The organism is Flagellimonas lutaonensis, from assembly GCF_000963865.1.
Taxonomy (GTDB): domain Bacteria; phylum Bacteroidota; class Bacteroidia; order Flavobacteriales; family Flavobacteriaceae; genus Flagellimonas_A; species Flagellimonas_A lutaonensis.
In genome coordinates, this window is the sequence record NZ_CP011071.1 from 1,654,247 (window position 1) to 1,677,552 (window position 23,306).

The following is a 23,306-nucleotide window of genomic DNA, read 5'->3' on the forward strand; positions in this document are numbered from 1 at the left end:
AAACCATTATGCCAGGGCAAATTTCCCCAATTTAAACTGTTCGGCGGCATGGTTCGCTGCTCTCGCCGTAAAGGCCATATAGGTCAAAGAGGGGTTCACACAACTGGCCGAGGTCATAAAAGCGCCATCGGTCACATAAACGTTGGGCACATCATGTAGCTGACTATGCTTGTTGAGCACCGAGGTTCGGGGGTTCCATCCCATACGGGCACCACCCATTTCATGGATTCCTAAGCCCGGGCCGGTTTCGGTGTCATACACTTCAACATCCTTAAATCCGGCATTCTTCAAAATGACGACGGCCTCTTCTTTTATGGCCTCCCGCATTTTGAATTCATTTTCTTTGAATTCAACATCAAAATCGAGCTGTGGCAGGCCCCATTGGTCTTTTTTGTCTTCGCTCAAGGTAACCCGATTGTCGTGGTAGGGCAACATTTCACCAAAACCGGTCATGCCTATCTGCCACCCACCCGGTTTTAAAACGGCCTCCTTTAATGCTTTTCCATATCCCATTTCGGCCACCATTTCTGACCAGTTTTCACGGCTAGCACCTCCTTGGTACCCAAATCCACGTAAAAAGTCGCCCCGTTTGGTCTTGTCGTCAAGGTTTACAAATCGGGGTATGTAAAAACCGTTGGGCCTTCTTCCCTTGTAGTATTTGTCTAAATGCCCGTCAACTTTTGCCGTAGCGCCCAATTGGTAATGGTGGTCCATAATGTTTCGGCCCAGTTGGTCGTGGTTGTTGCCCATTCCATCGGGGAACCTTTCAGATTTTGATTGCAACAAAATACCTACCGAGGCCATGGCCGAGGCACAGAGAAACACGATTTTTCCCTTGAATTCCATTTTTTCATGCGTCTCGGCATCGATGATCCTCACGCCCGAGGCCATTTTAGTACTCTCGTCATAGACGAGCTCATATACAATTGAATTCGGTCTAAGAGTCATGTTCCCGGTACGTTCAGCAGCGGGCAGTGTAGAAGAGTTACTGCTGAAATAGCCGCCGAAAGGGCAGCCGCGCCAGCAACGGTTGCGGTATTGGCAGGGGCCGCGACCCTTGAATTCTGTGGTATTCTCTGTAATATGGGCAGCACGGCCAATGGTCAACAATCTGCCGTCATCAAAGGTCGTGGCCATTGATTTTTGTAGTTCCTTTTCCACGCAGTTCAATTCCATGGGAGGTTGAAATTTGCCATCGGGCAATTGTTTCAGCCCTAAATTTTCGCCACTGACCCCGATATATTGCTCTACCCTGTCGTACCATGGGGCAATGTCGGCGTATCGTACCGGCCAGTCAACGGCAATACCTTCTTTAAGATTGGCCTCAAAATCAATGTTGCTCCACCGATAGCTCTGACGGCCCCATGTGAGGGATCGCCCGCCGACTTGGTAGCCCCGTATCCAGTCAAACCGCTTTGTTTCTTGATAGGGGTGTTCAAGGTCATTGACAAAAAAATGCTTGACATCTTCCCTGGGCGCCCAACCGACCCGAAGCTGTTTGTGGTACTTTTTCTTGTCTTCCCGTGTCAATTCGCCCTTGAATTCATAATCCCACGGGTCATCGTTCATGGTCTTGTAATCGGCTACGTGCCTTACCATGGGGCCCCTTTCGAGCACCAAGGTCTTCAGGCCGTTTTCACAGAGTTCTTTGGCCGCCCAGCCACCACTGATACCGGTGCCGACCACAATGGCATCGTAGACCTCATTTTGATTCATTTCGGGGTGATTTAATTCTCAGCGAATCGCTATATTTATGACTTGGCAAAAAATATGTTAATTGGCTGTGTTTATTTCTTAAATATAGCGGATAATTCCTTATTATTCTGAATAAAAAAGAATTCAAGCATTATGAGAACCATTAAAGGACCGGCCGTTTTTTTGGCCCAGTTTGTAGATAGCCAACCCCCTTTCAACTCGTTGGAGGGAATGTGCGAATGGGCTTCGGGATTGGGATATAAAGGTATTCAAATACCCACATGGGAGAAATTCCTCATTGACCTCGACAAAGCGGCCGAAAGCCAAGATTACTGCGATGAACTGAAAGGAAAAATAAACTCATACGGACTCGAAATCACAGAGCTTTCGACCCATCTTCAAGGGCAATTGGTGGCCGTACACCCGGCCTATGACATCATGTTCGACAATTTTGCGCCCGACCATTTGAAAGGGAAACCAAAAGAGCGTACCGAGTGGGCCGTCGAAACAGTGAAAAAGGCGGCCACCGCAAGCCGCAGGCTGGGCATTAAGGCCCATGCCACCTTTTCGGGTTCTTTGCTCTGGCATACCGCCCACCCATGGCCACAGCGCCCTGCAGGTCTGGTAGAGATGGGTTTTGAAGAGCTGGCAAGGCGTTGGAAACCTATTCTAGACCATTTTGACGAAGAGGGGGTCGATGTCTGTTACGAGATACATCCCGGTGAAGACCTTCACGACGGTGACACCTTCGAACGTTTTTTAGAGGCCACGGGCAATCACAAACGAGTCAATATTCTGTACGACCCCAGCCATTTTGTGCTACAGCAATTGGATTATATCGCCTATATAGACCATTACCACGAGTTCATCAAATCGTTCCATGTCAAGGACTCTGAGTTCAATCCCACCGGAAAAAAAGGCGCCTTTGGGGGCTACAACGATTGGGGCGACCGCGCCGGAAGGTACCGTTCGTTGGGTGATGGTCAAATAGACTTCAAGACCATCTTCTCGAAACTGACCCAATACGGCTGCGATGTATGGGCAGTGATGGAGTGGGAATGTTGCATTAAAAGTCCAGAACAAGGGGCACGTGAAGGTGCCAAATTTATACAGGACCATATCATCGAGGCGACCCAAAAGACCTTTGATGATTTCGCCGGAGCGGAAATCGATAAAGCAGAACTCAAAAAAATACTGGGATTATGAAAAAAGCAAAACTATTTCTTTTGGTATTGCTGGCCATAGGGTGCAAGCAAAAAGATAAAGAAGCAAATAAGGAAGCAAATAAAGAAGAACCGATGTCTGAAACCGCCGAAAATACAGATGAGGAAGCATGGCAGGTGTTGTTCGACGGCACCTCTTTCGAGGGATGGCATTTTTATAATGGGGGCGAGGTCGGCGAACCTTGGAAACTTGAAGAAGGGGCCATGGTATTTTACCCTCCCGAAGAGCGGCCAGAGGGTGCTAGTTATAATATTGTTACCGATGAAGAGTTTACCAATTTTGAGCTCTCGCTGGAGTGGAAGGTCTCAGAGGGAGGCAATAGCGGTATTTTCTGGGGTGTACATGAAAGTGAGCAGTTCGGTCAACCTTATCAAACAGGACCAGAGATACAAGTATTGGACGACGACCGCCACCCAGATGCCAAAAACGGCACTACACATCAGGCTGGTGCACTATACGACATGATTGCCCCCTCAAAAAAAGTGGTCAAACCGGCAGGTGAATGGAACGAGGTGATTTTGACGATAAACCATGAGGCCAATCAAGGCAGCGTGGTAATGAATGGCGAAAAAATTGTTGAATTTCCCGTGCATGGCGAGGAATGGGACAAAATGGTGGCCAATTCAAAATTTGCTGATTGGGAAGGTTTTGGCGAATACCGAACCGGAAAAATCGGGCTTCAAGATCATGGTGATGTTGTAGCTTACAGAAACATCAAGATCAGGCGTCTGTAATATGAGGGGAGTGGCAGGTATCTTTTGTGTTGTGGTACTTCTTATAGGATGCCAAGAAAGAACATCCCAAGAGCAATCAAGGGTGTTGAAGAACAAGCCAGAGGTCATTGTTCATGAAGAATACCAAGGTGAAGAACCCACCAAACCGGAAGAAACAGAGGTGTACGAGCCCGTACCTCCAAAGGTTACGGTTGACGAAAACGGGGTGCCCAGCGATGCCATAGTGCTTTTTAATGGCAGTGGTTTTGACGAATGGGTCATGGCCAAAGATAGTTCGCAAGTGGTTTGGCACCTGAACGATGATGGCAGCATGACCGTTAAAGACAAGACCGGCGATATTCAGACCAAACGGAACTTTGGCGACATACAATTGCACATTGAGTGGCGTTCACCTGCCGAGGTTCAACGTGATGGCCAGAACCGGGGCAACAGTGGCGTTTTTATCAATAATCTGTACGAAGTTCAGGTGCTTGACAACAACGATAACGACACCTATGTGAACGGGCAGGTAGCATCCATCTACAAACAGCATATACCCCTGGCCATGGCCTCTATGCCAAGTGGCGAGTGGAACACCTACGACATCATTTACCGCATGCCAGAGTTCAACAAAGAAGGCCAAAAAATCAAATCGGGCACCATGACCGTGCTGCACAACGGGGTATTGGTGCAAGACCATGTTGAGCTAAAGGGTACCACCCCCTACATCGGTTGGCCCAAAAACCCACCGCATGGCAAAGGACCGATTCGGTTGCAAGACCATGGCGACAACAGCAGGGTCAGTTACCGTAACATTTGGGTGAGGGAGTTATAATGGGTTTCGGAAACTTTTTAGCATCAATTGTTTTCGGTTTCCTCATTCTTGTATGTGGAATTATTTGGCAAAAATTTCCACCGAAGAAAATCAATTATTTATACGGATATCGTACTAGAAGAAGTATGGCCAATCAACAAATTTGGAAGTATGCCAATCGAATCGGAGCAAATATGTTTGTTTGGTTGGGCATTGTATTGACGGTATTCGGAATCCTTATATATGTCTTGTGGCCAAAAAGCGCTGTAATTATCTCGTTGTTTGTTATGCTATTGGGCATGGGAGTGGGAATATATTGGTGCGAGACCCAATTGAACAGGGACTTTGATAAGAATGGAAATCCAAAATCCAACCGTTAAATTTGGCTACCTTTGCCAAAATTGATTGACATTTTATGATCCAATCCATGACCGGTTTTGGGAAGCATGTGGTACAGCTTCCATCAAAAAAGATAACGGTTGAGCTAAAATCGCTGAACAGCAAGAACCTTGACATCAATGCACGTCTTCCGCAAGCATATAGGGAAAAAGAACTGGAGCTTCGCAAGGCCATTTCAGAATCGCTGGTCAGGGGCAAGGTTGATCTGAACCTGAACGTTGAGATTACGGGGGAGGAAACCACTGCCGAGATCAACGAGGGGGTGGTAAAAAAATATATGGGCCAACTCCGTTCCATAGCACCGGGCGATGATGTCAAATTGCTCGAGATGGCCCTGCGAATGCCCGATGCCCTTAAGACCGATAAAAATGATATCGACGAGGAAGAATTCAGGGCCATCAAGCAGGCTTTGAAACAGGCTTTGGAGAAAATTACCCTTTTTCGAACCCAGGAAGGAAAGGAGTTGGAAAAAGATTTCAACCTGCGCATCCAGAACATATTCGCCCTTTTGGAAGAAATCAAAAAAATAGATCCCGAGCGGATAAAGGCTCTTAGGGAACGGTTAGAGAAGGCCGTTTCAGATCTAAAGGTCGAGGTCGATGAAAACCGTTTTGAGCAAGAGTTAATCTATTACCTAGAGAAGTATGACATCACCGAAGAAAAGGTTCGTCTGGCCAACCATCTGGCCTATTTTCAAGAAACCATGAATTCTAAGGAAAGCAATGGAAAGAAACTAGGGTTCATTTCGCAAGAAATGGGCAGAGAGATCAATACCATTGGGTCGAAGGCCAATTATGCGCCCATGCAGCAGTTGGTGGTGCAAATGAAAGATGAGCTCGAGAAAATCAAGGAACAAATGCTCAATGTACTATGAGTAAGGGGGGCAAGCTCATAATTTTTTCGGCCCCTTCGGGCAGCGGCAAGACCACCATCGTCAGGTATTTGCTACAACAACCTGAGTTGAACCTGGCCTTTTCGGTCTCGGCAACCTCTAGACCCCGACGTGGAAAAGAGAAACATGGCCAACATTACTATTTTATGTCGGTCAATGAGTTCAAACAGCATATCAAAAACGGCGACTTTTTAGAGTGGGAAGAGGTTTATCGCGACTGTTTTTACGGCACCCTAAAAAGTGAGGTTGAGCGACTATGGGCCGAGGGCATGAACGTTATTTTCGATATTGACGTGGCTGGGGGCTTGCGCATCAAGAAAAAGTTTCCTGAACAGACCTTGGCCGTTTTTGTAAAACCGCCAAGTGTCGATGAGCTCAAGATCCGGCTGAAGAAACGCAGTACCGAAGATGATGACAAGATCAACATGCGTATCGCCAAGGCCTCTGTAGAATTGGCAACCGCACCACAGTTTGATAAGATTATCAAAAACTATGACTTGGACACTGCATTGAAAGAGGCCCATAAATTAGTGGCCGATTTTGTGGGTGCAACCAAGAAGGATTCTGAGGAAGAAGAATGAAAAGCATTTCGTTTCCCCTCTAAAAAGAGGGGATAAAGGGGTGTGTAAATATTTAAGAGATGATTGTTAAATACAATCCAAAACTCAAAGAACTAGCACGACAATTGAGAAACAATGCTACAAATTCTGAAATTCGATTGTGGTAAAAGTTGAAGCGTAACCAAATGTACGGTTATGATTTTCATCGACAGAAACCTATTGATGAGTTTATTGTTGACTTCTTTTGCAACAAGCTACAACTCGCAATTGAAGTTGATGGATATTCACATGAAATTTTGGAAGTATGGAAAAAGGATGTTAAGAAGACAAGAAGACTCAATGAATTGAATATCAATGTACTTCGTTTTTCAGATTATCAGGTAATGAATGATATTGAAAATGTATTGCTCGTTATAGAGGATTATATTTTACGATATGAGGAAAACTGAGATACACCTCCCTCAATCCCTCCTTTTTAGGAGGGAGGGTGACTAAACGCCAAACCAAAAATGCTTAAAAAAATCGGTCTTTACTTTGGCACGTTCAACCCTGTTCATGTTGGCCATTTGATCATTGCCAACCATATGGTAGAATTTTCCGATTTGGATGAAGTGTGGTTTGTTATCACTCCCCAGAGCCCGTTCAAGGCCAAAAAATCGCTGCTCGACAACCACCATCGCTATCAAATGGTGTTTGAGGCCATACAGGACTACCCGAAACTTAAGGCGAGCAAAATCGAGTTTGATCTGCCACAACCGAACTACACCATCAACACCTTGGTGCATCTTGGCGAAAAATATGGAAGTGGTCATGAATTTTGTCTGCTGATGGGGGAAGACAACCTCAAAGGTTTCCACAAGTGGAAGAATTATGAGGCGATTTTAGAGAACCATGAAATCTACGTGTATCCCCGTGTTTCAGAAGGCAAGGTTGAAAATCGTTTTAAAAGCCATCCGAAGATATATAGAATAGATGCCCCCATTATGGAAATATCATCCACCTTTATCAGAAAGCAGCACAAGGCCGGAAAAAACGTGCGGCCCCTCTTGCCCGAAGCCGTATGGCGGTATATGGACGAGATGAACTTCTACCGATAAAAGTATCAGTGTTTTTTGGTAGAGACCATGCCCACCATACTATCAGCGGTGCCGTAGTACAGATACCAATGGTTGTTGAAATAGACCAGCCCCTCCAAAAAGGTGGTACCATCTTTATATTGCCCCGATTTTTCAAAGGGCAATTCAGGTTTGATGAACGGGTGGTCGGTACGATCGATAAGTTTCCATGGCTCATTGGCATCAAATAGTGCCTGCCCGCCCGTATAGATACGGTTGCCCAGTTCTTTGACACCAATGTTTTGGCTGTTCCCGGCATTGTACAGCACTACGATACCCTCTTCTGTAAGCAAGGGCGGTGGGCCTGCCTCGACCAGCCAAGAGTCGAAATAACCCGGGCGGGGGCTCAATACAGGGGCGAGTTTGCCCTCGTAGTTCTCAACGGGTGTCCAGTTTATCAAGTCATCAGAATAAGCCAGCCAAATATGGGGCACACCGTAGTACATCCAATACTTTTCTTTGATTTTGGCGGCAACCAGTCTATCGTCTTTTAGTTTCGTTACAATGGCCCCTGATTTGGTCTCACGGTCATGGTACTTCCCATTTTTGTACTCTTCGAATATAGGGCCGTGTTTTTTCCAGTTAACCAAATCAGTGGAAGTGGATATGGCCAATCGGGGCACCTCGCGGTTCCATTGGGTATAGGTCAGTATGTATTGGCCGTCTTCGGTCTGCACAATTCTCGGATCTTCGATGCCACCGGGCCATTCGTATTTTTTTTGGTCATCATTATTTGGATATAACAGGGGTTCGGGCATCGTTTGGTAGTTTATGCCATCAACGGAAAACGCCATGCCTATGCGCGATCGGTGACCACCGATTTCTTTTTCGCCCAGTTTTTCCTCGGCACGGTAAAGCACGAACAGGGTATCTGATTTTACAATGGCGGCAGGGTTGAAGGTGGCCATCGACTCCCAATGGGCTTTTTTGTTGGTTATGGGGTCGATGAAAGTACTTGTACTGTCTTTTTCAATAATCGGTACTGCATTTTCAGGTCTATGAAAAGGGCCCAGCATCCAAGGTTTTTCCAACGCTTGTGGGAAAGTTGTCGAGATCATTCCTAAAAGCAGGAAAATTGTCAATTGAACAGTTCGCATCTCAGTTCGTTTTTTTAAGAATATCGGTACCCAAATATTTGCCGTCTTTGTTGTAGTACCATGCCCTTGTCTTTGGCATTTTGATACCGTTGATTTCTTCAATGCCCGCTAAAAGAATATATTCCCCATCATTTTTTGATTCGTCGTGGTAGAACTGGTACACCTCCATGGCATAGGTTTCAGGGTCAAAATAGAAGTACCATATATCATCGCCCACTTCTTTCTCGTAGGTGACTTTTAGCACCAGATATTCTTTGTTCTTGAAAGTTTTTGTGGTTACCACCGGGTCGATCAAGGTGCCGGGGTCTTTCAGCTTCATGGGCAGTCCATAAAGGTAGGTGTAATAGTTTTTGTACATACGCCCCCGTTCACAACTTAGGCGCAATCGTTCTTTGTCTTCGGTGGAAATGTCATTGTTTCCATTGAGGCTGATGCTGCATTCGTTTCCCTTTAGGTCATAACGAAATAGGTTGCTATCTTTTTTGACTTCCAAGGAAAACCTGCCGGTTGGCAAGTCAAGAAAGATGGTGCTGACCCTGTCAGACGAATTGGGGGTTTTCATGGTTACTTGAAAAGAACCTTTGAACTTTGGCCAATTACCTTGTGGGTCATGGTATTCAATGGCCTTTTCAAGCAACTGTAGACCGGTAAGCTTTTGGGCAGTTACCGTAGATGCAACCAAGGAGAGAAGCAATGTAAATCGAACCATAGGCCTACTAAATAGGACTACAAAGTACGATTATTATTTTCAATTTTTGCCGGTTCTATGGTTCCGTCATATTCTTGAAAATAAAGCTCCAAAAGGTTCATGGTAGCTGCTATCAGATCTTTGGTTTCCAACAACAATGAAAAATACAATGTAGTGTTCTTTGGGCTTGATTCTTCAGTTCTTGTTCTGGCAATCTGTTTGTTTACTTTATCTGAAACCAAGTCAAAAAGTTCTTCTTTTTGGCTGAGAACTTGGCCGATCTTCTCAAATGAACGTTCATCAAAGGCATGTTTCGTCTGATTCCATATTTCTGTAAGTTTATGGTCAATTTCCTTTAATTCACGGATCTGGTTGTACTTTAACTTTTTGTGATTGTTGTTTACGTGATTATGGCTCACCTTGCCGATATATTCCAAAGATTGGGCAATGTCGGTCAAATATCCGAGTACACTGATATAGAACTTACTGGCCCCCACGCTGGCCTCATCCAAATTCTTGATGAAATAGAACAGATGGTTTCTAAGGTCATCAATTTCTGAGGAAAGCTTTTCGCCTTGTTTTTTATTCTTCTTCAATTGGTCAAGATCTTGTTTTGCCAGCCCATTAATAGAATTGGTGTATATTTTATTGCACCTTTTGATGACGTTGGCAATGTTGTTGGCACTTTCTTCAATAACACCTTGCAGCGAACTGCTCTCGGCCCTGTTCAAGCGATCTTCTTCTTTGATTTTTTTGGTTCTTTTCTGATAAGATATATAACTTCTAACCAACAAAAGAAGGGAAGCGAACAGCAAAACTGCTATCGCGGCACCTTTGCCAAAACTTATAATCGCCAAAATGGTACCCGATGCCAAAAATGCGATTATGGCCGTACCGAACCATCCTCCTATCACGTTTAAAACACCTGCAACTCGATAAACAGCACTTTCGGCACCCCAAGCCCTATCTGCCAATGAGGTACCCATACCCACCATAAAGGTTACATAGGTGGTCGAAAGTGGCAGTTTATGAGAGGTTGCAATAGAGATCAAGATACCGGCTACCATCATGTTCACCGCAGCCCGTACCATATCAAAAGCCGGAAGTTCATAAGAGCGCTCTTCACTTAAAATGATATTTGGTTTTTTGAAGCGTGACTCTATTCTTTTTTGGAGGCCTTTTGGCAAAAGGTCCCAAGTAGCCGTTGATAGGCCCTGTGAAAAACGCACAATGCTTCGAGAAAGATAATTGGGCTGAAACCGCTCTTTGACATTGCCTTCACTGGCAAGGTTGATCTCGGTATCGGTTACATACCGTGCTTTTTTCGACAACCATAAGGTGGCCACCATAATGATTCCGGCCACAAAGAGCAAAAGGGTCGGGGTCGGAACCTTTTGGGCCAATACGCCCATGCTGAACTCGGTTGCTGCCACACCAGATGCCTGCCAAGCCTCGTATGACTGCCAAGCGGCGATGGGCACACCGATAAAGTTCACCAAGTCGTTGCCCGCAAAGGCAAGTGCCAAGGCAAAGGTGCCTACAGCAATAATAACTTTATAAATGCGTGTTTTGCTATTGCCAATTATCAAATAAGAAACCACAGACCAAAGAACCAAGTTTACCAATACAATCATACCCACTTTCTCTTCTAGAAAGTCTTTTATGGTCATACCCCCTATCCAAGAGAAACTCTCAGATGCGATGGCAGTACCCTTGATGCCTTTCATTAAAATAAAATAGGTGATGGCAGAAAGTGCGGCACCACCAAAGAAGGCACTGACCCACTTTGGCATTTTTTGAAACTCATATGAAAGTAAGAGTCGTGAAACCCATTGCACAAAGGCACCCACAGAAAAGGCCACGACCACCGATAGCAAGATGCCTAAGATAATGGCAGTTGCTTTAGAGGTATTGATGTAATTGACCACATCAGAATAATCAGCGCCATCTGCAATGACCTTGATAAAGGCCATGGCCACCGCGGCACCCAACAGCTCAAATACAATTGATACCGTTGTTGAGGTGGGCATGCCAATGGTATTGAAGAAATCGAGCAACAGAATGTCTGTGATCATCACAGCCATGAAGATGAACATGATCTCGTCAAAGTAGAACTCACCAGGGTTGAAAATCCCCTTTCGGGCAACCTCCATCATTCCGCTAGAAAAAACAGCCCCTACGGCTATGCCCAAACTGGCCACGATCATAATGGTTCTGAATGAAATGGCTTTTGAGCCTATGGCCGAGTTGAGAAAGTTTACGGCGTCGTTACTGACACCAACCACCAAATCTGCAATGGCCAGTGCGGCCAAAGCAATGATCATCAAGAGATAAATATTTTCCATATAAGTACTAGAAAAATCAGGGTACAAATATCTGTAACACCTTGTTTGACAATGTTATGTTAAAGTTATATTTCAATCTAGAAATGTACATCGAGCTGCAATCTATACAACAATGAGTCAGATACCCCGTCAATGGACAAATAGCTTACATCGGTCTGTACCTTGAGCTTATGGCCCACAATGTATTTTGAAAGCCCCAATGTATATTGTGTCTCATCGTTTCTTCCCGTAACGCTATCGTACCAAATGCCGGTGTATCTTCCAGAAACTTCCCAGTTCGATGGAAAAACATATCCGGTCTGTAGGTTAAGACCATCGCCTACCACGACTACATCGCCGGTTTCGGTGCCGTCAGAGTTCTTGGCAATGGGATCTTCGGCCGTTCTGTGCGCAAACTCGCCCATCAAAGAAAAACCTTTGTACTTGAACATGGCGTCTACAAACCAAGTGCGCTGGTCGGTCTCGTAAAAGCCTATGTCATTTTCCATATAAGAGCCAAGGTTGCTTCTGGTCTTGACAGCATCTTGATTAAGGTCGTAGGTTGCTGCAAGCATTAATTTGGGGGTTTCTTCGCGCTCGAGGTCACTACCACTGTAATCACCTTTTTTCTTGAACTTGCCAAAGGGCAATAGCTCTAGCCTTGCTGTATATTGGTGGCCACCGAGGTTGCCAGAGGTTATATTCCTGCCTTCACCTTGAGAAAAGGCAAATTTTTCCCTAACCAAAAAATTATCGGTGAGCCAAAAATGGTGCCTCAATTGAAAACCGACATCACGGTCTATGTTGTACCTACTGTTAACCAACGAGCGATCTACCTGTTGCAGGTTTCCCGAAGAAATAACCCTTTCGATGTTGCCCGGTAATTTGGTTTGACCGGCCCATAGCTCCCAATTACCATGGAAATTCCACATGACAACGGCGTCCAAAATATAGCGGGGCGCGTTGCTGGTGAACTGTGAAACCCCTGATATGTCGCGGTTTGATAGCCCAAGCTCAATCTTGTACCTCAATTTTGGAGAGTAGGCAAAACCATCGAATTTTAATCGGGCCCTTCTAATAAGGAAGTTGGTTTCAGCATTTGAAAGGTTGTTATCGTCATCTTCTTCCCAGCCAACGCTTGATAGAAATTGCATGCGGGCGGCGAATTTCATGCTCCAAGTACTGTCTTGGCCTACAAGGTTGAGTATTCCCTTTCCAAATTTTGGGGCGTTGGTTTCCTGTGCGCGAGAAGAAAGACCTATTGCCAATAGCAATAAAATGCCCAAGTAGTTCAGTTTCATTAAGGTGATAGTTTTTGTCACTGCAAAAGACCAAAACAAATGTTAACTTAAAGTTGCGTAAATGTTATTTATAGTGTCATTTAAATAACATAGGGGATTCTGTTTCTGGAACCGTCAGTATATTATGCTGAATACATATCGATAAGCCCAGTGTTTAAAAGAGGAAGCCACCTTGCTTGAGGCAAGATGGCTTCTGAATTTCAAGGAAAGTGTGACAAAAACTATTATCCTTAACGAAATTCAGGTCTTTCGACCAACTCAAAAATCTATCTTTACGATAAAGTTTGGGTAACCAGAAGATTAAGTAATCATTAAGCTTTTTTAGCTACCCTCTGGAATAGTGGGTATATCCATACTTTGCTCGAAAGTCAGCAAGGTTTGGTTTGTAGAGTCATAGGTTTTGGCTCTAAGGCCTTTGCTGATTCTGATTACTTGGTTTTTTTGTACTTCAATTGGTAATTGAACGGTTTCATACCCCAAAAACCTGACTACCAAGGTGTAGGTTCCTGGGGTTATGCCGGCCAACTCAAAATTACCATGTAAGTTTGTCTGGGTTTTGAAGAGGGTATTCTTAAGGCTTACGCTGGCAAATGGCAATGGTTCACCGTTTACCTCTACATCGAGAATCTTACCTGAAATAGACCCTTTTTCTTGGGCTACCAAGACTATGGCAGAAAACATGGCAAGTACAAACACAATCTTTTTCATTGCAAATCTTTTATCGGGGCAAAGAAAGGGTACGAGTGTTAAAATAAGGTTACCTGAACTTTAAGGGTGCTTGGCGAAAATTTTAACGGTTGCCGAAAAAGGCCAGAAAAACCTTGTGTCAAAAATGTATCTTGCGTGCTGATTTTTGATTGATACTATGGAATGGGAAAGGCTTTTATCGCTAAAAAGGCAAGGTGACGGCCATAAACGCTTGCGAAGTGAGCAAGATGAGACCCGTTTGGGCTTTGAGGTGGATTACGACCGCATCATTTTCTCTTCTGCCTTTCGGGGCCTGCAAGACAAGACCCAGGTGATGCCCTTGCCAGTCACGGCAAGTGCCCGAAAGGCCTTTGTGCACACCCGGTTGACCCACAGTCTCGAAGTTTCGGTGGTGGGTCGTAGCCTTGGCCGTATCGCTGGCCAACAAATACTGAACAAGTACCCTTCACTAAAAGAAGTGCACGGCCATCGTTTCAACGATTTCGGGGCCATTGTGGCGGCTGCGTCATTGGCACACGATATAGGAAACCCACCATTTGGCCATAGCGGGGAGAAAGCCATTGGGGCTTATTTTGAATCGGGCCCTGGACAGCGGTACAAAGCAGAGCTCACCGAAAAAGAATACCAAGACCTGCTCGATTTCGAGGGCAACGCCAATGGCTTTAAATTGTTGACCGAGTCAAGACAGGGCGTGCCCGGGGGGCTACGGTTGAGCTATGCAACCTTAGGGGCCTTTATGAAGTATCCGAAAGAATCGTTGCCCAAGAAGCCAACCAAGCATATCGCTGATAAGAAGTTCGGGTTTTTTCAATCAGAGAAGACCTTTTTCGAAGAAGTGGCCCACGAACTTGGCCTGAAAAGAAAGGCAGATAACCCAGAAATAGGTTTCCACAGGCATCCGTTGGCCTATCTGGTCGAAGCGGCCGACGACATTTGTTACACGATCATTGATTTTGAGGATGGAATCAACCTAGGGCTCATATCAGAAGAATATGCCCTTGAGTATTTGATCAAACTGGTAAAAGACCAGATCAACACCAAGAAATACAATCAGATGCCCTACATGAGCGATCGGCTCAGTTATTTAAGGGCCCTATCGATCAATACATTGATTTCAGATGCCATTCGCATCTTTGTCAATAATGAGGAAGCCATCTTGGAAGGGGATTTCGATACCTCTTTGATGGAAAAAAGCCGGTTTAAGCCCCAAATGGACGATATCATCCAATTGAGCGTTGAAAAGGTTTATCGGTCGCAAGATGTAATTGAGAAAGAATTGGCGGGTTACCGGATCATAGCCGATCTACTTGAAATCTTTATCACGGCCTTGGTACATCATAAAGACAATAGGGCGAGCAACTATGACCGTCTGATCTTGCAGTCAGTGCCGCCTTTGGGCAGGTTCAAACAAGCTACACTATACCAATTGCTGATGGGTGCCAGTTGTTTTGTGGCCAGTCTATCAGATACCGAGGCGGTTCACCTGCATAATAAGATGACAGGCAGGCAGGTCTAAAATGCAAACGACAGCCCTATGCCCAACAACTGTTTGAACTGTACCTTGGGCACACCGGGATCAACAACGGTTCCGTCATCAGCCAATTGTTCATCGAACTTGATATCATCATCGTAGATGATGTGCGTGCCGATATCAGCATTTATGTATTCGTTCACCTTCAGCTTAAAGTTCAATTCCCAATCGACATCGACATTGCCAAAACTCTTTAAATAATCGGTATAGAGGTTCAGGCGATGGTTGATAAATATGTTCTTGAAAATCTCGTCTTCCCATGTGTTGGTGATCAGAAATCCTAGCTCGGCAAAGACATTTTTGCCCTTTTCTACCCCGAAGGCCCCTTGGTTTGAAAGGTCCTCATCCAAAACGAAGGTGGCCTTATAGGTAAGTGGCGAAATGTATAGGTTGAATTTTTTTGTGTCGGGCGCATAGGTGGTACCCGCACCAAAAAAGAAGTACCCAGGGGCCATGAACCTTGATATGGGTGTTGAGGTGTCGGGATATTTATAACCGTTGGTAAACTGGGTATTGAACTTTGTCTTGACCGAATAGAACCAGTTGGTGAGCGTATCCCTTCTAAAGCCAAAGGTTGATGACAATCGAATGAGATCATCGGTTTTCTGCACAGACCTACCTTCTTGCACATTGATCCCATACCTGAAGCGCAGTTCATTGTCCCAGGTGATATAGCGATATTTATAATTGCGTGTAAAGGTAAGGTTGCCCAAGGCGGTTACAGAATTGTTGCCACCGGCATTCCAGTTTACAAAGGCCACTTCGTTCAGGTTGATGTTCAAAAGGTTTTCTTGTTTCCAGAACAAAGGCGGTACAAATTTCTTGGGCTTTTCTTTCAGTGCCTTGACTTTGTTGAACGATATTCTGGGACTGATTCGACGTACGCCCCTGGGAATGATGTTGATTTGCTTTTGTGGCATTCTAATCACGGTCACATCCCAGTCGAGACTGTCTACAGTCTGCTGTGAGATCGAGTCTTGGCCACATACGGAAAAGGCAATAAGAAAGAAGAGAAAAAAGATTTTCTTAGTGTTCATTTTCGGGTTGGTTGTTCTATAAAATTCAAGATTGCATCAAAATCTATGCCAGCCAACCTGTGCAGTTCCTCTATTGTGCCGTGTTCCATAAAAGAATCTCCAATGCCCATTATCTCAATCGGTTTTTGCACGCTCTTTTGATTGGCATATTCTAGAACGGCACTGCCGAAACCACCTTTTTTACAACCATCTTCAATAGTTGCCACATATTGATAGTGGGTAAATACGTGGTCGAGGGTTTTGGTGTCAAGGGGTTTGGCAAAACGCATGTCGTAATGCCCAACTTCTTCGGGATGCGAAGATGCCTCAATGGCCTTTTTGACCACGTTGCCTATGGGGCCAATAGAGAGAATGGCCAGCCTGTTGCCCCTTCTGAGTTCTCTAGCGGTACCCAATTCGATGGTCTTGAAGGGTTGTCTCCAGTTGAACACAGCACCCCTTCCACGGGGATATCGAATGGCAATCGGCAAATCGAGACCTTGCTGCGCGGTATACATGATATTTCGCAATTCCACTTCATCCATTGGGGAAAATAACACCAAGTTTGGGATGCACCTTAAATAGGCCATGTCAAACACACCATGGTGGGTGGGGCCGTCTTGGCCCACAATTCCGGCACGGTCCAAACAAAAGATGACCGGCAGTTTTTGTAATGCCACATCATGAATTACCTGGTCATAGGCCCGCTGTAAGAAGGTCGAGTAGATATTGCAAAAAGGCACAAGGCCTTGGGCGGCCATACCAGCGGCCAGTGTTACGGCATGTTGTTCGGCAATGCCCACATCAAAAGCCCTTTCGGGCATTTCTTGCATCATGTATTTTAAAGAGCTGCCAGTGGGCATGGCGGGCGTAATGCCCACGATTTTCCCGTTCTTTTTTGCCAGTTCAATTATGGTATGGCCGAAGACATCTTGAAATTTTATGGGTTCTTGTACCGCTTCTTTTTGTTGTCGAATTCCAGTTTTTGCATCAAATTTTCCTGGGGCATGATATGCCACTTGATCTTCCTCGGCCTTTTTAAGCCCTTTGCCCTTGGTGGTAATCACGTGCAACAACCGGGGGCCTTTTATTTTTTTTAGCCGTTCCAGTTCAAAGACCAGAGCTTTTATGTCATGTCCGTCAACGGGGCCAGAGTAATCGAGGTTGAGACATTCGAATAGGTTCTCTTCTTTCGCGGTGCCTGCCTTTACATTGGTAAGATATTTTTTGAGCGCACCCACACTGGGGTCAATGCCAATGGCATTGTCGTTGAGAACGATCAACACGTTCGCATTGGTCTCGCCCAAATGGTTCAAGGCCTCAAAGGCCATGCCACTGGCGATGGAGGCATCCCCTATAACGGCAATGTGGTTTTTGTTTTCATCACCTTGCAACTTTGATGCGATGGCCATGCCCAATACGGCAGAGATAGAGGTAGAGCTGTGGCCAGTGCCAAAGGCGTCATACTCGCTTTCATCCCTTTTTGGGAAACCACTAATGCCCCCCAGTTGGCGATTGGTGTCGAAAATCTTTTTTCTGCCCGTCAATATTTTGTGTCCATAGGCTTGGTGGCCTACATCCCAGATCAGTAAATCACTAGGGGTGTCAAAGACATAGTGAAGGGCTATGGTGAGTTCGACCACACCGAGGCTTGCCCCCAGATGGCCCTCTTTTGTCGATACGATGTTGATGATGAATCCACGCAGCTCTTTTGCCAGTTGAGCAAGTTGGTCAACTGAAAGCCTTCGCAGTTCTGCAGGGGTTTCTATGTGGTCCAATATTTTTTTCAAATGGAAGGAAAATGCAAAAATACCATATTCGTCATACATGATATGGGCCAAGATTAGTAGTTTTGCCCCTAAATAAAACGAACTTGGCTAAATTGATCAATCCGTTCGATGATGCATACTTCATGAGGAAGGCCCTGCAAGAGGCTGAAGCCGCCTACCAAAGCGGTGAGGTTCCTGTGGGGGCCGTGGTGGTGGTCAACAATCGAATTATCGGCCGTGCGCACAACCTGACCGAAAAACTGCATGACGTAACCGCCCATGCCGAAATGCAGGCCATTACGGCGGCCTCTAATTTTTTGGGAGGAAAATATCTTCATGGCTGTACCCTGTACGTGACTTTGGAGCCTTGTCAAATGTGTGCGGGGGCACTTTATTGGAGCCAGATTTCAAAAGTGGTGTATGGTGCCGCCGACCTAGAGCGGGGCTTTAACGTTATGGGCACCTCATTGCACCCCAAAACAGAGGTGGTCGGCGGGGTGCTGCAAGATGAGGCCGCCGATATGTTGAAACGGTTCTTTATACAAAAGAGAAACTTGAACTAGCGGAAGCCGCCCCGGTTTTCGGCAAGGCAAAAAAATCGCGGCCCCGATAGCTATCGGGGCCGGGATGTAAAAATTCCAAAATAAAATATTGTTATCCGATTACCTGCACTTGTGCGGCAACCATTCCTTTTCTTCCTTCTTCTTCTTGGTATTCTACTTTGTCTCCTTCGTTGAGTTCAACCCCGTTCAAGGAGGTGGCGTGAACAAAGATATCTTTGCCCGTTTCATCATTGGTAATGAATCCGTAACCTTTGGATCCATTGAAAAATTTAACTGTTCCGGTCATGGGTAAAAAAATAAATGTTAAAGTACGAAAGTAGCTCATTTTGAGCGGTTAAAAGAACCAAACGGGGTAAATTTCCATAAAATTATCGATTTTTAGACCGATCTCTGTCTTTCGTTCTCATTTTGTCAATGTTTTCTTTGGTCAGCATATAATCTTTCATTTTTTTCCCCTTGCTCTCTTTTATGAGGAAAAGGGGCATGGCCACCAAAAAAAGGCCGACCGTTCCCATGCCTATATACTTATCTGCTTTCCCGGGTTCTTCGGTTTTTATGGTAAACCCATAAATAATAGACCCTATCGAGGCCAAGACCACAACTATAATGATATATTTGAGCTTCATACGTCTTTGGTATAATTGATAAGTTCTCTGCGATAGGCTGTTAAAAGTTTTGATTTCGACACAAAACCTAGGTATTTGCCATCTTTTACAACGGGCAGGTTCCATGCACCGCTATCTTGGAATTTTTGCATGACCTCTTTCATGCTATCTTGTTCATAAAAGATTTTTTCAGGCGGCGTGTTCATCAAATTTTTCACTTTCACCGTATCGTAAAGTTCTGCATTGAACATAAACTCGCGAATGTCATCAAGCAGTACGATGCCCACCAATTTTTCACTTTCATCCAGCACCGGAAAAAGGTTTCTCGATGATTTTGCCACCGCCTTGTGCAACATTTCGCGCAAGGTCATTTCAGGCATTACGGACTTGAAATTCTTTTCTATTACCTCATCAAGGTCCATCAGGGTCAGCACCGCTTGATCCTTGTTGTGGGTCAGCAACGCGCCCTTTTCGGCCAGCTCTTTGGTGTAAATGGTGTAATCGAGTGTGTTTCTGGTTATAAGGTACGAAATAGAGGCGGTTATCATCAAGGGAACGAACAATTGATACCCTCCCGTGATTTCGGCAATCAAGAAAATGGCGGTCAAAGGGGCGTGTATTACCCCAGAGATCAATCCGGCCATACCGATTAGGGTAAAGTTCGATTCAGAGACCTGAGAGCCAAAACCCACGTTGTTGATGACCTTGGCCACCACATTTCCCAGGGCACTGCCCATGACCATTGTGGGAATGAAAATGCCGCCAGCCCCTCCGGCCGCAAAGGTCGTGGTCATGGCAATGGCCTTAAATATGGTAATGCCAAAAAGTAGGGCGATCACCACCCAAATGTTTTCAGTGTACTCATCAAAAGGGGTATTGCCAAGCGCCTTTAAGTGTTCACCATCCAATAAGTTGTTTATGAAACCAAAACCTTCACCATAAAGTGGGGGAATAAAATAGAGCATGACCCCGATGGCAATGCCCCCGACCAGCAGTTTGTACTTCGGACTGCGGAGCAGCTTGAACAGTTTTAAAATGCCAAAATACATTTTGGTAAAGTAGATGGATGCCATTCCGGTACCGACACCCAGTATCAGATAGAAAAGAGTATCATTAAGGTCAAATCCTTCCGAAAGGGAGAAATTGAAGAGCACCTCGTTCCCTAAAAAGAAATAAGAGGTCAAAACCCCCGAAATGGAGGCCAATAATAATGGAAGTACCGAAAGCATGGTAAGGTCAAGGCTGAACACCTCTACCGCAAATATGATCGCTGCAATGGGTGATTGAAAAATGGAGGCGATGGCCCCGGCCGAAGCACAGGCAATCAACAATGAGCGGGTCTTGGCATCGATATGCATCAGCCGGCTCAGGGAACAACTCAATGCAGAACCTGATGCCACTGCAGGGCCCAGTAAACCCACCGAACCTCCGAACCCTACGGTCAGTGGTGCGGTTATCAAAGGGGTGTATATCTGTTTGGGCGATATAAGGCCACGTTTTTTTGAAAGCGCTAACAAAATGTGCGAAATGGCATGGTCGAGTTTTTCTTTGTGCACATATTTTACATACAGGTAGACCAAGGTCAGACCAATCATCGGTAAAATAAAATAGAGCTGATTTTCAGAAAAGATGATGCCTTGTTCAAGCAACGATTCAATAAAGTATGTCAGGTTTTTTAAGGTAACAGCGGCCAAACCTGCCAAGAGCCCCACGACCACACTCAACAACTGAACAAAAGTTTTGCTAGAGATATTCTTATACCTCCATTTGAGAAAACGAGTGAGCAACGATTTCTTTTTTTGTGGCATTTGGGTTGAATGGAAACGCCTTAAAAGTATTAAAAATACTACTCTAGGCGAGAATTCTTCAATTGTCCAACTTCAAATGCAGCTCTTTAAGCTGTTCTTCGTCGATTGGTGCAGGTGCATCGATCATTACATCGCGCCCACTATTGTTCTTAGGAAATGCAATAAAATCGCGAATGGTCTCTTGCCCGCCCAAAATGGCCACCAACCGATCTAGGCCGAAAGCGATACCGCCATGCGGTGGGGCACCGTATTGAAAGGCCTCCATCAAAAAGCCAAATTGCGCCTTTGCTTCCTCAGGCGTAAAACCCAGATGCCTGAACATGATCTGTTGGGTTTCCTTATCGTGAATCCGGATGGAGCCCCCACCGATTTCGTTTCCGTTGAGCACCAAATCGTATGCATTGGCACGAACGGCGCCCGGATCAGATTCCAACAATTCCAATTGTCCGGGTTTTGGCGAGGTAAAGGGGTGGTGCATGGCATGGTAGCGCCCTGTTTCCTCATCGAGCTCCAGCAACGGAAAGTCGATGACCCAAAGGGGTGCGAACTCATCAGCCTTTCGAAGTCCTAACCGCTCGGCCATCTCCATGCGTAGGGCACTCAGCTGGGCCCTGGTCTCTTTGGTATTGCCCGATAGCACCAAAATCAGGTCGCCTTGCGAGGCCCCTGTCAGCTTGGCCCAAGCGGCCAAATCTTGTTGGTCGTAGAATTTATCGACCGATGATTTAAAGGTGCCATCGTCATTACATTTTACATAGACCATTCCCTTGGCCCCGATCTGTGGGCGTCTTACCCAATCTATCAATGCATCCAATTCTTTTCTTGAGTACGAAGCGGCGCCCGGTACGGCGATGCCCACCACCAATTCGGCCGAGTTGAACACATTGAAATCTTTGTGCTGAGCAACTTCGTTCAGTTCGGCAAATTCCATTCCGAAACGGATGTCGGGCTTGTCGTTGCCAAACCTTTTCATGGCCTCATCATAGGTCATTCGTGGAAACCTATCAATAGTCACGCCCTTTATTTCTTTGAGAAGGTGCTTCGTAAGCCCCTCGAAGGCGTTCAATACGTCTTCTTGTTCCACAAAGGCCATTTCGCAATCGATTTGGGTGAACTCGGGCTGCCTGTCGGCCCTAAGGTCTTCATCCCGAAAGCATTTTACAATTTGGAAGTATTTGTCCATGCCCCCTACCATCAATAGTTGTTTGAAGGTCTGAGGCGATTGTGGAAGGGCATAAAATTGGCCTTCGTTCATACGGCTCGGCACCACAAAATCACGTGCGCCCTCTGGGGTCGATTTGATTAGATAGGGTGTTTCAACCTCTATAAACCCGTGGTCGGAGAGATATTTTCGAACCTCCATGGTCACCTGATGACGAAAGATAAGATTGTTCTTTATGGGATTTCTCCTGATGTCGAGATAACGGTACTTCATACGGATGTCTTCACCACCATCGGTATCATCCTCAATGGTAAATGGGGGTAAGAGCGCTTTGTTCAGAAGTGTCAGCTCAGCGACCAACAATTCGATGTCGCCAGTGGGCAGATTGGGGTGTTTTGAGGCCCTCTCTATAACTTTTCCCTTCGCTTGTATAACGGTTTCACGACCTAGGGATCGGGCTTTTTCCAACAGTTCAGCAGCAGACCGTTCTTCATCGAACACCAATTGGGTCAATCCATAACGGTCTCGTAAATCTATCCAAACAACAAAACCCTTATCGCGTACTTTTTGCACCCAACCACATAGGGTAACTTCTGAATCGATGTGCGATGCCCTCAGCTCACCGCAGGTATGGCTTCTGTACATAGTTCATTTTTGTGATTTGCAAAGGTAATGAGTTAGCTTCTTGTATCCGAGAACAAATTTGGGAGTGCAGTCAGCCGTAGGCCGTTTATGTTTCTCGAATATTTTGCAAACAAAGCGAAAACAAACAATAAGTGTAATTATTTAAAAGTTTTAAAATGAGATAGATAAGAGTTTAATGTAAATTTAATGTAAACAAAATGTTAGATTAAAGTTTGATAAGTGTAAAATAATCTATAACTTTGATACGTTAATGTAAATAATCTGAGAATACTAAAACATATCTATCATGAAGAAAACATTATTATTTCTAGCTTTTGTGTTTTCAATCTGTATATATGCTCAAGATAACAAGCCTACCTTTGAAAAGGTGGGAGACATGGTAAAAGCTACTTATTACCACAATAATGGTGAAATTGCGCAAACTGGGTATTATAAAGATGGAAAACTGCATGGCGAATGGGAAATGTTTGATGAAAAAGGCCAAAAGGTTGCGGTCGGCACATACGATATGGGCAAGCGAGCCGGCAAATGGTTGTTCTGGGAAGGCAAAATGCTCAAAGAAGTAGACTTTACAGATAACAGGATTGCCAGTGTGGTTCAGCTCAAAGACTCAGAAGGGGTGGTCATAAAACAGTGACCCCTGTATATTCATTACGATATAAAAAAAATCCCGGCAT

At 45.2% G+C, this 23,306-nt stretch carries 23 protein-coding genes; 11 read left to right on the forward strand and 12 right to left on the reverse strand.

The features are described from left to right. Positions 1 to 6: 6 nt before the first annotated feature. Positions 7 to 1,716: a GMC oxidoreductase gene (locus VC82_RS07660; RefSeq protein ID WP_045801852.1), complete on the reverse strand. Its 1,710-nt coding sequence runs from the start codon at positions 1,714 to 1,716 to the stop codon at positions 7 to 9. Positions 1,717 to 1,848: 132 nt separating this feature from the next. Between VC82_RS07660 and VC82_RS07665 the strand changes: the two genes are divergently transcribed. The 8 genes from VC82_RS07665 (at position 1,849) to nadD (ending at position 7,394) form a co-directional block, all read left to right on the forward strand. Beyond that, positions 1,849 to 2,901 carry a sugar phosphate isomerase/epimerase family protein gene (locus VC82_RS07665; RefSeq protein WP_045801853.1) on the forward strand — a complete coding sequence of 351 codons (1,053 nt, stop codon included), beginning with the start codon at positions 1,849 to 1,851 and terminating at the stop codon, positions 2,899 to 2,901. Next, positions 2,898 to 3,653, forward strand: a complete 756-nt coding sequence (locus tag VC82_RS07670) for a 3-keto-disaccharide hydrolase (protein WP_045801854.1) — start codon at positions 2,898 to 2,900, stop codon at positions 3,651 to 3,653. Before VC82_RS07665 ends, VC82_RS07670 begins: the two co-directional genes overlap by 4 nt. A gap of 82 nt (positions 3,654 to 3,735) precedes the next feature. After that, complete coding sequence (locus VC82_RS07675; RefSeq protein WP_417935067.1) at positions 3,736 to 4,467, forward strand: 3-keto-disaccharide hydrolase; 732 nt, start codon at positions 3,736 to 3,738, stop codon at positions 4,465 to 4,467. Next, positions 4,467 to 4,826 (forward strand): SdpI family protein, encoded by a 360-nt coding sequence (locus VC82_RS15960; protein WP_045801856.1) that lies wholly within the window; start codon positions 4,467 to 4,469, stop codon positions 4,824 to 4,826. The genes VC82_RS07675 and VC82_RS15960 overlap by 1 nt, the downstream gene beginning before the upstream one ends. Before the next feature lie 35 nt (positions 4,827 to 4,861). After that, entirely contained in the window at positions 4,862 to 5,719 is an 858-nt protein-coding gene (locus tag VC82_RS07685) for a YicC/YloC family endoribonuclease (protein ID WP_045801857.1), read from the forward strand. After that, positions 5,716 to 6,318, forward strand: coding sequence for a guanylate kinase (gene gmk, locus VC82_RS07690; RefSeq protein WP_045801858.1), 603 nt, complete (start codon positions 5,716 to 5,718; stop codon positions 6,316 to 6,318). The genes VC82_RS07685 and gmk overlap by 4 nt, the downstream gene beginning before the upstream one ends. A 149-nt stretch (positions 6,319 to 6,467) precedes the next feature. Further along, on the forward strand, positions 6,468 to 6,746 hold the full coding sequence (locus VC82_RS07695; RefSeq protein ID WP_245615852.1) for an endonuclease domain-containing protein: 279 nt from the start codon (positions 6,468 to 6,470) through the stop codon (positions 6,744 to 6,746). A gap of 60 nt (positions 6,747 to 6,806) precedes the next feature. Continuing rightward, a complete protein-coding gene (nadD, locus tag VC82_RS07700) occupies positions 6,807 to 7,394 on the forward strand; it encodes a nicotinate (nicotinamide) nucleotide adenylyltransferase (protein WP_045801859.1) in 588 nt (195 codons plus the stop codon). A 5-nt stretch (positions 7,395 to 7,399) separates the two neighbouring features. On the opposite strand, the gene VC82_RS07705 is transcribed toward nadD, so the two are convergent. The 5 genes from VC82_RS07705 to VC82_RS07725 form a co-directional block, all read right to left on the reverse strand. Then, positions 7,400 to 8,509 (reverse strand): glycoside hydrolase family 130 protein, encoded by a 1,110-nt coding sequence (locus tag VC82_RS07705; RefSeq protein WP_045801860.1) that lies wholly within the window; start codon positions 8,507 to 8,509, stop codon positions 7,400 to 7,402. Between the two features lies 1 nt (position 8,510). Beyond that, on the reverse strand, positions 8,511 to 9,218 hold the full coding sequence (locus tag VC82_RS07710) for a DUF6503 family protein (protein ID WP_045801861.1): 708 nt from the start codon (positions 9,216 to 9,218) through the stop codon (positions 8,511 to 8,513). A 17-nt stretch (positions 9,219 to 9,235) separates the two neighbouring features. Continuing rightward, positions 9,236 to 11,542, reverse strand: a complete 2,307-nt coding sequence (locus VC82_RS07715; RefSeq protein ID WP_045801862.1) for an inorganic phosphate transporter — start codon at positions 11,540 to 11,542, stop codon at positions 9,236 to 9,238. Between the two features lie 77 nt (positions 11,543 to 11,619). Beyond that, positions 11,620 to 12,822 (reverse strand): porin, encoded by a 1,203-nt coding sequence (locus tag VC82_RS07720; RefSeq protein WP_045801863.1) that lies wholly within the window; start codon positions 12,820 to 12,822, stop codon positions 11,620 to 11,622. 321 nt (positions 12,823 to 13,143) lie between these two features. Beyond that, complete coding sequence (locus tag VC82_RS07725; protein ID WP_045801864.1) at positions 13,144 to 13,530, reverse strand: carboxypeptidase-like regulatory domain-containing protein; 387 nt, start codon at positions 13,528 to 13,530, stop codon at positions 13,144 to 13,146. Positions 13,531 to 13,687: 157 nt separating this feature from the next. Between VC82_RS07725 and dgt the strand changes: the two genes are divergently transcribed. Further along, positions 13,688 to 15,046, forward strand: coding sequence for a dGTP triphosphohydrolase (dgt, locus tag VC82_RS07730; protein ID WP_045801865.1), 1,359 nt, complete (start codon positions 13,688 to 13,690; stop codon positions 15,044 to 15,046). On the opposite strand, the gene VC82_RS07735 is transcribed toward dgt, so the two are convergent. Together VC82_RS07735 and VC82_RS07740 are read right to left on the reverse strand one after the other, a co-directional pair. Then, a complete protein-coding gene (locus VC82_RS07735; protein ID WP_045801866.1) occupies positions 15,043 to 16,098 on the reverse strand; it encodes a DUF3078 domain-containing protein in 1,056 nt (351 codons plus the stop codon). The two genes, dgt and VC82_RS07735, sit on opposite strands and share 4 nt — an antisense overlap. Continuing rightward, positions 16,095 to 17,906, reverse strand: coding sequence for a 1-deoxy-D-xylulose-5-phosphate synthase (locus tag VC82_RS07740; RefSeq protein ID WP_045801867.1), 1,812 nt, complete (start codon positions 17,904 to 17,906; stop codon positions 16,095 to 16,097). Before VC82_RS07740 ends, VC82_RS07735 begins: the two co-directional genes overlap by 4 nt. A gap of 53 nt (positions 17,907 to 17,959) precedes the next feature. On the opposite strand from VC82_RS07740, the gene VC82_RS07745 reads away from it, so the two are divergent. Beyond that, a complete protein-coding gene (locus tag VC82_RS07745) occupies positions 17,960 to 18,409 on the forward strand; it encodes a nucleoside deaminase (RefSeq protein ID WP_045801868.1) in 450 nt (149 codons plus the stop codon). A 91-nt stretch (positions 18,410 to 18,500) separates the two neighbouring features. Here the strand turns inward: VC82_RS07745 and VC82_RS07750 are convergent, their stop codons facing one another. The 4 genes from VC82_RS07750 to aspS all read right to left on the reverse strand — a co-directional run bounded on the left by VC82_RS07750 (position 18,501) and on the right by aspS (position 22,629). After that, a complete protein-coding gene (locus VC82_RS07750) occupies positions 18,501 to 18,695 on the reverse strand; it encodes a cold-shock protein (protein WP_045801869.1) in 195 nt (64 codons plus the stop codon). Positions 18,696 to 18,777: 82 nt separating this feature from the next. Further along, a complete protein-coding gene (locus VC82_RS07755) occupies positions 18,778 to 19,035 on the reverse strand; it encodes a hypothetical protein (RefSeq protein ID WP_045801870.1) in 258 nt (85 codons plus the stop codon). Continuing rightward, the gene (locus VC82_RS07760) at positions 19,032 to 20,822 is read right to left on the reverse strand and encodes a chloride channel protein (protein ID WP_045801871.1); all 1,791 of its coding nucleotides are present in this window, start codon (positions 20,820 to 20,822) and stop codon (positions 19,032 to 19,034) included. The genes VC82_RS07755 and VC82_RS07760 overlap by 4 nt, the downstream gene beginning before the upstream one ends. 58 nt (positions 20,823 to 20,880) lie before the next feature. Beyond that, the gene (gene aspS, locus VC82_RS07765) at positions 20,881 to 22,629 is read right to left on the reverse strand and encodes an aspartate--tRNA ligase (RefSeq protein WP_045801872.1); all 1,749 of its coding nucleotides are present in this window, start codon (positions 22,627 to 22,629) and stop codon (positions 20,881 to 20,883) included. A gap of 286 nt (positions 22,630 to 22,915) precedes the next feature. Between aspS and VC82_RS07770 the strand changes: the two genes are divergently transcribed. After that, positions 22,916 to 23,266, forward strand: a complete 351-nt coding sequence (locus VC82_RS07770) for a toxin-antitoxin system YwqK family antitoxin (protein ID WP_045801873.1) — start codon at positions 22,916 to 22,918, stop codon at positions 23,264 to 23,266. The last annotated feature ends 40 nt before the right edge of the window (positions 23,267 to 23,306 follow it).